General features: G+C 53.2%; 10 protein-coding genes. 9 read left to right on the top strand and 1 reads right to left on the bottom strand.

The window, feature by feature from the left end; genetic code table 11:
* Positions 1-135 precede the first annotated feature (135 nt).
* Positions 136-921, bottom strand: a complete 786-nt coding sequence (locus EDM58_RS06265) for a DUF3298 and DUF4163 domain-containing protein (RefSeq protein WP_122912584.1) — start codon at positions 919-921, stop codon at positions 136-138.
* A 188-nt stretch (positions 922-1,109) separates the two neighbouring features.
* Here EDM58_RS06265 and EDM58_RS06260 point away from each other — a divergent pair, with 188 nt between their 5' ends.
* From EDM58_RS06260 to EDM58_RS06215, 9 genes are all read left to right on the top strand, one after another.
* A complete protein-coding gene (locus tag EDM58_RS06260) occupies positions 1,110-2,201 on the top strand; it encodes an L-threonylcarbamoyladenylate synthase (RefSeq protein ID WP_122912583.1) in 1,092 nt (363 codons plus the stop codon).
* 55 nt (positions 2,202-2,256) lie between these two features.
* The gene (locus tag EDM58_RS06255) at positions 2,257-2,817 is read left to right on the top strand and encodes a manganese efflux pump MntP (protein ID WP_023555184.1); all 561 of its coding nucleotides are present in this window, start codon (positions 2,257-2,259) and stop codon (positions 2,815-2,817) included.
* A gap of 31 nt (positions 2,818-2,848) precedes the next feature.
* Complete coding sequence (locus tag EDM58_RS06250; RefSeq protein ID WP_023555185.1) at positions 2,849-3,304, top strand: low molecular weight protein arginine phosphatase; 456 nt, start codon at positions 2,849-2,851, stop codon at positions 3,302-3,304.
* A gap of 148 nt (positions 3,305-3,452) precedes the next feature.
* Positions 3,453-3,896 (top strand): ribose 5-phosphate isomerase B, encoded by a 444-nt coding sequence (rpiB, locus tag EDM58_RS06245; protein ID WP_023555186.1) that lies wholly within the window; start codon positions 3,453-3,455, stop codon positions 3,894-3,896.
* 12 nt (positions 3,897-3,908) lie between these two features.
* Positions 3,909-4,478 carry a TIGR01440 family protein gene (locus EDM58_RS06240; protein WP_023555187.1) on the top strand — a complete coding sequence of 190 codons (570 nt, stop codon included), beginning with the start codon at positions 3,909-3,911 and terminating at the stop codon, positions 4,476-4,478.
* A gap of 53 nt (positions 4,479-4,531) precedes the next feature.
* Entirely contained in the window at positions 4,532-5,782 is a 1,251-nt protein-coding gene (locus EDM58_RS06235; protein WP_023555188.1) for a serine hydroxymethyltransferase, read from the top strand.
* A 436-nt stretch (positions 5,783-6,218) separates the two neighbouring features.
* Complete coding sequence (gene upp, locus EDM58_RS06225; protein WP_023555190.1) at positions 6,219-6,848, top strand: uracil phosphoribosyltransferase; 630 nt, start codon at positions 6,219-6,221, stop codon at positions 6,846-6,848.
* A 21-nt stretch (positions 6,849-6,869) separates the two neighbouring features.
* Entirely contained in the window at positions 6,870-8,021 is a 1,152-nt protein-coding gene (gene wecB, locus EDM58_RS06220) for a non-hydrolyzing UDP-N-acetylglucosamine 2-epimerase (RefSeq protein ID WP_122912581.1), read from the top strand.
* Between the two features lie 437 nt (positions 8,022-8,458).
* Positions 8,459-11,605: a phosphodiester glycosidase family protein gene (locus EDM58_RS06215; protein WP_122912580.1), complete on the top strand. Its 3,147-nt coding sequence runs from the start codon at positions 8,459-8,461 to the stop codon at positions 11,603-11,605.
* Positions 11,606-11,610 lie beyond the last annotated feature (5 nt).

Raw genomic sequence — 11,610 nt, 5'->3', positions numbered from 1 at the left:
GTTCTCTACTCTACACCCTGATTCGCTTCTACGAACCGGCTGCTTTTGGACGCGGTTCCGCCTTTGGAGTGTAGCCGGCCAGGATGCCCCCTAGCAAAGATCCCAAGCCTCACGGCTCCGAAACCCCACATCTTTCTATTGCAGCAAATCACGAATCCCCGGCTTCAGCAAATTCATAAACTGATGGCGTGGAATGGTGAAGGCCGGCATTCCAGCTGCATAGGGAGCAATTTCATACTGCCCGAAATGAATGAGCAGAGTCCCGTTTTTAAAAGAGAAGCCCTGGTTATTCGATATTCCCTCAAACCAATATGGCAGCTTATTGCCCGTTTTCCGCTCTTCGGTCTTGATTTGTTGCGTGATCAGATTGTTCAGTACGTTTTTATAGTCGTATCCAGGCTGAAACAGTTCAGACAGTTGCAGATTATGGGTCTTTTCCAAATTGGGGACGTTGAAGTATTGCACATCCGCCATGCCATGCGCCCCGCCTGTATAGGTGTACGTCGTAACCCCAAAGGAGAGCAGTTTACCTGTGGTATACACCTCGTAGGAAATATCGAGAACATGGGGACGCATCTCCCAGCCCTCTTTTTTTGCGAGTTCGGCATCCCGTTTGCTTTGCTGCTGAACGGTTTTCAGCGATTCAGCTGCGTGCTTTTCGAGCTCCGCATTCAATTGCGCCTGATACGTTTTGTCCGCAAGCCCGCTAATCAGAGGGATCGTGATTCTCGCTTCGTATTCCTTGGTCGTGAAGTTGGTTGATTTGGGAGTGAAAACGATGCTTGCCCCCTGCTGTGAACCTGAAGCGGCGGGAGCGGAGAGTGCCGGAGCGTTCGCAGCAGCCAGAGCGGGATTGGAGACAGCACCGAGAATCAGGATGGAGGTCAGCAGACTGGACAACAAGGATTTGCGAGGGTTCATAGGGACGTTCAATCCTTTCTTTGGGATGAAGAATCAGCTTCTATCGCTATCATACTACAAACCTTCTTTTCCACCGAAAGGGAAAAAGTTATACACAAGTTACCCACAGCCTGTTGAAAACTTTAAAAGGCAACACTATACTAAAGTCACTACTGGTTATGAAACGAGCGAGAGAAAGGAATTTATCGATGGATTTGCATGAAGCGACACAGGTATGGATTGTGGATAACGATGTGGAAAATGATGTGGAAAAAATACAGAGTTGTTCACAGATTGTGGACGCAGCCAGATTGCTGCGAGATGGAGAAGTGGTCGCTTTTCCGACCGAGACCGTGTACGGATTGGGAGCCAATGCATTGTCGAACGAATCCGTGGAGAAGATATTTTTAGCAAAAGGGCGTCCGAGTGATAATCCGCTGATTGTGCATATTGGGGATAAAGACCAGCTGTCTACGGTGGCCCGCGATGTCCCGGAAAAAGGAGATCGTCTGATGGAAGCATTTTGGCCGGGACCCTTGACGATCATCCTGCCAAAGACGGATCGTGTAGCATCGTTGGTGACAGCTGGTCTTGATTCTGTCGGTGTGCGAATGCCGGACCATCCGTTGGCGTTGGCGTTGATTAGAGAAGCCGGCGTACCGATTGCCGCTCCCAGCGCCAATCGTTCCGGCAGGCCCAGTCCGACTACGGCGGATCATGTGATGACAGATCTGAACGGACGGGTGGCAGGAGTGCTGGACGGAGGTCCGACTGGGGTCGGCGTCGAGTCGACGGTGATCGATGTTACGGTAGATCCCCCTGTCATCCTGCGGCCGGGTGGCGTAACAAAAGAGCAGTTGGAAGAAGTGATTGGTCCGGTGGAGCTGGATCCTTCCTTCCAGGTGGGAGCGGTAGAGACGCCCCGTGCGCCCGGTATGAAATATACGCATTATGCTCCCGAAGGAGAAATGTGGCTGGTCGAGGGTACCCCCGGCCATGTCCGAGTACGGCAGGCAGACATGCTGCGTTCCGCCAAAGAGAATGGACTGCGCACAGGTGTGCTTGTGACGGACGCCTCTGCCGCCTATTGGGAGCAAAACGCGGATGCCGACGTGGTCCTGTCTGTGGGCTCTGCTGATCATCTTGACCAGGTTGCCCAGCAATTGTACGCTGTCCTGCGAAAATTTGACGAAGAAAAGGTTCAGTACATCGTCTCCGAGACCTTTCCTCGCGTCGGCTTGGGGATGGCTGTGATGAACCGCCTTGAAAAGGCAGCAGGGGGCCGGATCTTGTCTGTGTAAGCGTCTAAACTCTTCCTTGTCCGCATAAGGTGAAAGGACAGGAGGGGGAGGCGCATTGGACCTGGCCTTGTATCAATGGGGACAATTCCTGACCTTGCTCATGATCGCCTTTGCGCTCGGTATGGATGCCTTTTCGCTGGGGATTGGCGTTGGCATGGTGGGAATTCGCTTGCGGGAAATTGTGCGAGTGAGTATTACAATTGGACTTTTTCACATTGCCATGCCCATATTCGGCATTGCCATTGGAGCGTACTTGTCCGAGCTGGTCGGAGATATTGCTGTCTTCTTTGGGGGAGGGGTGCTAATCCTCCTGGGCGTACATATGCTATGGAACGGGTTTGGCAATGGAGACCAGAAAAGCGTCTTGCGGACGACAGGTTTCGGCTTGCTGCTTTTCGCATTCAGCGTCAGTCTGGATGCCTTGACAGTAGGAGTTTCCTTTGGTCTGATGGAAGTGAACAAAATTCTTGCCATCTCGTTATTTGGACTGATGGGTACAGCCATGTCGTACTGTGGTCTGCTCCTCGGGCGGAGTGTGGGAGGTTGGCTTGGCGATTACAGTGAAATAATAGGTGGTCTTATTTTGATAGGTTTTGGGTTAAAATTTGTGATGTAATGGTATGTCGTGGGCAAAGGAGGAGCGAATCGTGAAAAAAATTCTGTTTGTCTGTACGGGAAATACTTGCCGCAGTCCGATGGCAGAGGCCTTGTTCCGTGCCAAGACACAAGGAGAAGGATTTGAGGTGCGCTCGGCAGGTGTAGCAGCCTACGATGGACAGCCTGCATCTACTCACGCTATTCAGGTCTTGCAGGAACGGGGAATCGATAGCGAGCACACATCCACCCGGCTGAATGGGGAGCTCCTGGCGTGGTCCGATTTGATCCTGACCATGACAGCGAGTCATAAGCAGGCGATACAAACCTATTTCCCCGAAGCGAGGGAGAAAGTGTACACGCTGCGAGAGTTCATCGGTGTGGAAGGCTACGCGGACATTGCTGATCCCTATGGCGGAAGCCTGGAGGATTATCGCCGATGCGCGGTCGAGATCGAGGAGCTGGTGGACATGCTTTCTGATACCATGAAACGTATTCGTGAATCATAAGAATGCCGAGGTTCTGGCTTGGTTCCAGAGCCTTGTTTGCTATGATAGTACGAACATTAAAAGAAAAAAACGGAAGAATGTTAGCTTTTTACTTGGAGAAAAATGATGTATAATAGTTTGCAATCATGATACAAGCGAGGGATGACGGATGAAGGTAGCGATTGCTGCTGATCATGGTGGATATAGACTGAAGGAAGAAATCAGAAAATGGTTGGCTACAACAGACATCGAGGTAGAAGACTTTGGCTGCACCTGTGAAGAGTCGGTGGATTATCCGGACTACGCCCTTCCGGTAGCAAAAAAGGTAGCCGCTGGGGAGTTTGACCGCGGGATTCTGATTTGCGGGACGGGAATCGGCATGTCGATTGCTGCCAACAAAGTCCCAGGAATTCGTTGTGCGTTGGTCCATGATACGTTTTCTGCCAAAGCGACCAGAGAGCATAACGATACCAATATGCTGGCGATGGGGGAGCGGGTGATTGGCCCGGGTCTGGCGTTGGATATCGTGAAGATTTGGCTGGAGACGGATTTTCAGGGCGGACGTCATGAGCGACGCGTTGAAAAAATTAAACAGATCGAAGCAAATCGGTGAGGAGTGAAGGCAGTGGATCTGGCAGCCATTGAAAGACAGGTTCGCGAGGTTGTGGAGGAAGTGGCTGCGCTGGCGGCATTGACTGCCGGGCAGATTCTGGTGATCGGCTGCAGCACCAGTGAGGTGGTTGGCAAGCATATCGGGAAGGCAGGCAGCCAGGAGGTGGCTGCCGCCCTGTATCGAGGGATTCACTCCGTCCAGGAACGGATCGGCTTCGAGGTCGCCTTTCAATGTTGTGAACATTTGAACAGGGCTTTGGTGACTAAGCGAAGCGTGATGGAGCGGCACGGCTGGACCGAGGTCTCTGTCATTCCAGTCCCGAGTGCAGGCGGCTCGATGGCTGCCCATGCCTTTACACAGCTCGAGGATGCGGTCGTTGTCGAGCACATACAGGCGCATGCCGGGATCGATATAGGCGATACCTTGATCGGCATGCATCTTAAGCACGTAGCTGTTCCGGTACGTCCTGCGTTGCGCCAGATCGGAGAAGCCCATCTGACGGCGGCGCGGACTCGTCCCAAGCTGATCGGCGGGGCGAGGGCTGTCTACGAACGCACCATCCCCAACCAAAGTTGTACCTGACCCAAAAAGGGACAAGCCATATAACAAGGAAGTATTGAGGAGGAGATTAACCGATGTTAGATCATCTACGCAAACAGGACCCGCAAATTTTGGAAGCCATTCAATTGGAGCTCGGGAGACAGCGTGACAAAATCGAGCTGATTGCGTCTGAAAACTTTGTCAGCGAGGCTGTCATGGAAGCCATGGGCACCGTACTGACCAACAAGTATGCAGAAGGTTACCCAGGCCGCCGCTATTACGGCGGATGCGAATACGTGGACATCGCGGAGAACATTGCCCGTGACCGTGTAAAAGAACTGTTTGGTGCAGAGCATGCCAACGTACAGCCGCACTCCGGCGCCCAAGCCAACATGGCCGTATACTTCACCATCTTGAAGCCGGGAGATACGGTTCTGGGGATGAATCTGTCCCACGGTGGTCACCTGACACACGGAAGCCCGGTTAACTTCTCCGGTTCGCTGTATAATTTCGTGGAGTACGGTGTAGATCAAAACGATCATCGTATCAACTACGAGGATGTCCGTGCAAAAGCATTGGAGCACAAGCCGAAATTGATCGTAGCTGGTGCGAGCGCCTATCCGCGCACCATTGATTTTGCCAAATTCCGTGAGATCGCTGATGAAGTCGGCGCCTATTTCATGGTAGACATGGCCCATATCGCTGGTCTGGTAGCGGCTGGTCTGCATCCTAACCCAGTGCCTTATGCGCATTTCGTCACTTCTACGACTCACAAAACTCTGCGCGGTCCTCGCGGCGGTCTGATCCTGTGCAAAGAAGAGTTCGCCAAAGCAATCGACAAGTCGGTATTCCCTGGTGTCCAAGGCGGTCCGTTGATGCATGTGATCGCGGCGAAGGCTGTGGCCTTCGGAGAAGCGCTGCAGCCTGACTTCAAGGATTATGCTGCACGCATCGTGAAAAACGCGGCAGCTTTTGCGGAAGCCTTGCAAGCGGAAGGACTGACACTCGTCTCCGGCGGTACCGACAACCATCTCGTACTGATAGATGTAAGCAAGATCGGTCTGACCGGAAAAGTGGCAGAGCATCTGCTGGATGAAGTCAACATCACCACCAATAAAAACACTATTCCTTACGATTCCGAAAGCCCGTTCGTGACCAGCGGCGTGCGCATGGGGACCCCTGCTGTAACCAGCCGCGGATTTGACGAGGAAGCAATGAAAGAAGTAGCTGCTATCATCGCGCTCACTCTGAAAAACCCGGAAGATGCGGCGAAACACGACGAAGCTCGCCAGCGCGTAGCAGCGTTGTGCCAACGCTTCCCGATGTATGCAGGACTGACTATTTAACCATAAAACGAAACGAAAGCTTAAGATGGCTGACCCTCGGTAGTTCAACTGCCGGGGGCCAGCTTTTTTGTATTTGTAAGACCTCTATGAGAAACCCACATCCAGACTCTGGAGGATAAAGGGAAGCTGGCCGAGGAAAAAGGGGAAAATCGAATGCATTTGGGATCTTCACCCAGGCGGAGCGGAAAAGGCGGAACACGCTTTTAGCGACCAACCTTGAACCACTTCTTCGAAGTGGCTGCTTTTGGTCGCGGTTCCGCCTTTGGAGTGCAGCCGACCCTGAGACGCCCCCAGCAAAGATCCCAACCCGCATGAAGCATTTTCCCCTTTTTCCTCCCCCTATGCCATATATCTGTAAGAAGATTACGCAAATTGACGTCAGCAAACTCGTTCGCTATTATGATAAAGATATTGATAGGAAAACGGAGGAACGTACATGAGCCGTGTATATGTGTTTGACCACCCGCTGATTCAGCATAAAGTGACGTATATTCGCGACAAAAACACCGGAACCAAAGAGTTTCGTGAATTGGTGGATGAGGTAGCGACTTTGATGGGATATGAAATTACCCGTGAAATGCCGCTGGAGGAAACAACGATCGAGACACCTGTAGCGACTTGCAAGTCCAACGTCATTGCTGGGAAAAAGGTAGGGCTGGTTCCGATCCTGCGTGCGGGTCTCGGCATGGTGGACGGTCTGTTGAAGCTGATCCCGGCAGCGAAAGTGGGTCATGTGGGGCTTTACCGAGATCCAGAAACCCTGCAGCCAGTTGAGTATTACGTCAAGCTGCCAACGGACGTAGCAGAACGCGAGCTGATCGTCATCGATCCGATGCTGGCGACAGGCGGGTCTGCCGTAGCGGCCATTGAGGCTCTGAAAAAACGCGGTGCGAAAAACTTGAAGCTGATGTGTCTGATTGCGGCTCCGGAAGGAATCAAAATGGTGCAGGATGAGCACCCGGACGTAGACATCTACGTTGCGGCAATTGACGAGCAATTGAATGATCACGGTTATATTGTTCCAGGTTTGGGGGATGCGGGAGACCGCCTGTACGGTACAAAGTAGCAGTAGGAGAGGAAAAATCCGATGAAGACATGTAAAGTAATGACGGTATTTGGCACGCGTCCGGAAGCGATTAAGATGGCTCCACTGGTTCATGAATTAAAAAAACATAGTGAACAGATCGAGTCGGTTGTTTGTGTGACCGCCCAACATCGTCAAATGCTGGACCAGGTCCTGGAGATTTTTGACATTACCCCTGATTATGATTTGAACATCATGAAAGACCGGCAGACGCTGATCGATGTGACGACACGTGCGCTGCAAAGCCTCGATGCGGTGATCAAGGAAGTAAAGCCGGACATCGTACTCGTTCACGGCGATACGTCGACGACGTTTGTCGCCAGTCTGGCTGCTTTTTACAATCAGGTAGCGATCGGCCATGTAGAGGCCGGTTTGCGCACATGGGACAAGTACTCGCCGTTCCCGGAAGAGATGAACCGCCAACTGACGGGTGTGATGGCTGACCTTCACTTCTCGCCAACAGATGGGTCAGCAGACAATCTGAGACGCGAAAACAAGCCGGAGGATGCCATCTACATCACGGGCAACACAGCGATTGATGCGCTGAAAACCACTGTGCGCGAGGATTACACGCACCCTGTCCTCGATCGTTTCGCCGATTATAAATTGGTGCTGATGACCGCTCACCGCAGGGAAAATCTCGGTGAACCCATGCGCCGGATCTTCCGTGCGGTTCGACGCATCGTGGACGAGCATCCGGAGATCGCAGTTGTGTATCCGGTGCATCTGAATCCTGCTGTGCAGGAGGTCGCACAGGAATTGTTAGGCGATCATGAACGAATCTCTCTGATTGATCCGTTGGATGCTTTTGATTTCCACAACTTCGCTCGCCGCGCGCACCTGATCCTTACCGATTCAGGCGGGGTACAGGAAGAAGCGCCTTCATTGGGAGTTCCTGTCCTGGTGCTGCGTGACACGACAGAGCGTCCCGAGGGGATTGCAGCAGGTACATTGAAGTTGGCCGGAACGGACGAAGAGCAAGTGTACCGATTGACGAAAGAACTGCTGACTGACCAACAGGCGTATGACGCGATGGCCCACGCGGCGAATCCATACGGCGATGGGGAAGCGTCTCGCCGAATCGTCGAGGCGATCCTTCATCACTACGGTCTGCGCGCGGAGCGGCCTGCTCCTTTTGTGCCAGGTCAATCATAAAATTGGACAATCTATTCCAAACCGTCTGGTTGACACATCGCCGGGCGGTTTTTTGCGTTCCAAAAAAACGGGAGGCTCAGCGGCCAACCTTGAACCACTTCTTCGAAGTGGCTGCTTTTGGCCGCGGTTCCGCCTTTGGAGTGGAGCCGGCCAGGCCGACCCCCATAGAAGATCCCAACCCGCCTGAAGCGTTTTCCCTTTTTCCTCCCCCACCACTGAAGCTTGTAGTCCACCATACAAAAGGACGCAGGGAAACGTTGCCATGTGATTCAAAAGATTTGTCATCATTTGTAAGGACAGAAAATAGAGATCTACCGAAACTATCAATCTAGCTCATGCGTCTAACTTATAGCTGTCTGCCATCTTATGAGAGCGTCAGCGTGAAGGAAATCGCTGAAAGATAACAACAGTTCGGGAAACGGAGAGGAGTCACCAACATGAGAGCGCGGAAAGTCGTAATGCTGCTCACGGCCAGCACGATGGCCTGGGGAGCTTTTGTTCCGTTTGCGCCATTGGCGGTTCAGGTCGCGCAGGCTAGGGCGGAAACGAATGCTTTGCAAATGGTATGGCAAACGCCGATCGGAGAAGGAACTACATTATTCAAATATACGAAGTCTTTTGATGGTCAACCAGCTACGATTATGGTCACGAAGGTAGACCTGAACAATCCCTACGTAGAGGTAAAACCCGTCTACGGGACAAAAGGGAAGCTGACGGATCGGCAGTCGATCACGCAGATGGCGAGAGAGACGGGAGCCGTGGCTGCGATCAATGCGGACTTTTTCAACATGAGCAAGCGGGGAGCTCCGTTTGGCATCGTGATGAAAGACCAGCAGGTTATCTCGTCGATGGGTTTGATCTCGTACTGGTACAGCCTGGGGATCACCTCAGACAAGACGGCGTTGGTCGAAAAATTCGGCTTCAACGGAAAGGTGACCGCGCCGAATGGAACGGCTTTTCCGCTCCAGGGCATCAATAAGGAAGAGTACAATCCAAGTGACGGACGAAAGAGCCACCAAAATCAATTGAATATGTATACACCTGCATTCGGCCAGTCGAGTCTTGGAGCCATTTCCGGCTACAAGGATGTCGTCGAAGTGCTTTTCATCGACAATGTCGCGACAGAAGTGCGCGTGAATCAACCGGGCTTTTACATACCTTACAACGGCTACGTCCTGTGGGGACACGGGACGGCGGCAGAATTTCTGAAGCAACATTTTCCGGTCGGTTCTACGGCAAAAGTCGATTATCAGACCACCCCACTCAACCACGAGTGGATGCAGGCGGTAGGCGGCAATATCCTTCTGGTGGATCAGGGAAAGGCGCTGACTTCCTTCCAGGCGGACAAGTCCATCACTTCTCTCAACGCCCGTACCGCTGTAGGTGTTTCGCAGGACGGCAAGACCCTGTACATGGTGACGATCGATGGGAACAAAGGGGTTTATCTGGATGAGCTGGCCCGTATTATGGCGGAGCTGGGCTCCTTCCGCGCCGTCAATTTCGATGGCGGCGGATCGACCACCATGGCTGTGCGAATGCTTGGTGAGACGCATGCCAATCTTGCCAACAGACCCAGCGGGGGTACAGAGCGGCGTGTCCCGACAGGTCTGGCGGTGTACAACACTGCGCCTACAGGCGAGCTGAGAGGATTCCAGATCGATGTTCCTACTGATCTGCTGATCGGTCAGACAGTGAACCTGACAGCGTCCAAAGGGTACGACATTCACTACCAGCCATACGCGCTCAACCCTTCGCAGGTTACGTGGGAGAGTGACGCAGGTACGGTAGATGGCCAGCGTTTCACGCCAACAAGGTCCGGTTCGATCACGATTACGGGCAGATCGGGCAACGTCGCGCAGAGCAAAGCGATTCAGGTCGTGTCAGGACAGGACATCCAACAGATCGTTGTCTCGCCCAATCCGGTCACCGTGGCTCCTGGACAAGCGCTTACGCTTGACATCAAATTAAAAACCAAAAAGGGTGCGACACTCGCGGCCTCGCCGCAAAGCGTCAAGGTCAGTGTCGACTCTGATATAGCCACAGTGAATGACCAGCTCCAATTGGTCGCAGGCGATCAGCCGGGCAATGGAACTTTGACGGTTTCCTACGACGGAGCCGTTACGCGTGTGCCGTTTGCAGTCGGACAATTTGAGCAGCCATGGCTTACCTTCGACAATCAGGTGGGCATGTACCATGCTGCGCTTCCTGCCAGCATCAGCTCCGCGGGTTCCTTCTCGGCGGTCAGCGAGCCAGTCTTCCGCACGAAAAAGGCTGCCAAGCTCGTGTACAATTTCTCGGGAGCGCCCAGCTCCGAAATGCGCATTGCTTACGGGGTGCTTGGGTCCAAGCCCGTCACCATTCCGGGTCAGCCAATCGGGCTGGGACTATGGGTCTATGGCGACCAAAGCAGGCATTGGCTGCGGGCGGAGGTCATCGATGCGAACGGAAAACCGGTCTATGTCGATTTGGCCAAAGAGATCGACTGGACAGGCTGGAAGCAAGTGAAAGGGTATTTCCCTGGAGGCGTCGCTTATCCGCTGCAGCTGAAAAGCATTTACGTCGTGGATCAGGCCAACGACGGCATTACGCATGACCAAGGAACGCTCTACTTCGACGAGGCGTCGCTGCTGCTGCCGAATCAGACAGCGCAGCCGAAGGGATCGATTGTCGTGCCGGAATTGCCTGGCAGCCTGTCATTGGGCCACGAGCTGGATTTGAAATACTCTCTCGTCCAGACTGCCGCTTTCCTGGATAGCGCCGTGATCGAGGTTGATTCCATCGTCGATCAGCAGATCCCTGGCTACGTGCCGGCAGACTATTCGTTTACCATCAAGCCTGGAGATGCGAAGTCAGGCGAGGAGCTGAGCAGTTCGACAGTACCGATCCAGTTGACACTGGCACCGAAGAATTGGATCCCGGGAAAAGGAATCGGTCTTTTGTATGTGAACGAAGTCAGCAAGACCCTCGACCCGCTTCTGGGCACTGTCAACGCGCAGGGTGAATGGGTATACGAGGTGAACAGCTTCGGTAAATACGTACCGTACTACCTCGACCAGGCAGGCTCGGCATTTACGGATATTGCCAACCATTACGCCAAGGCTGAGATCACCTATATGGCGAACCAAGGCTACGTCAAAGGCTTGACTGAAACCACCTTTGGTCCTGAAGTCCCGCTAACACGGGCGCAGTTTGTGACGTTGCTGGCGCGTACGTTTGAATGGGATCTGCCTGCGACGCCGAAGCTTGGATTCAAGGACCAGGTTCCGGCATATGCGCAAGGGGCTGTACAAGTCGCGGTCAGCAAAGGGCTGGTCAAAGGCTATACGGACAATACCTTCCGCCCCGATCAGCCTGTCACGCGCGCAGAGGCTGCTGTCATCCTCGACAGACTGTTGAACAAGAAGGGCTCGGGCAAGACGCTTGCGGACGCCAAAAAACTGCCTGCATGGGCTACATCGTCCATCAACAATATGGTAGGACTTGGGCTGATCGATCCGCTCAGCGGAAAATACGAGCCGAACAAGGCGACCACCCGTGCCGTATGCGTCGTTGCGCTCTATCGGATTTTGCATTTGAACAAATAAACAGC

The sequence above is a fragment of the Brevibacillus panacihumi genome (genome assembly GCF_003710985.1).
Taxonomy (GTDB): Bacteria; Bacillota; Bacilli; order Brevibacillales; family Brevibacillaceae; genus Brevibacillus; species Brevibacillus panacihumi.
The sequence above is the reverse complement of the archived record's forward strand: the minus strand, read 5'-3'. Positions and strand labels throughout refer to the sequence as shown.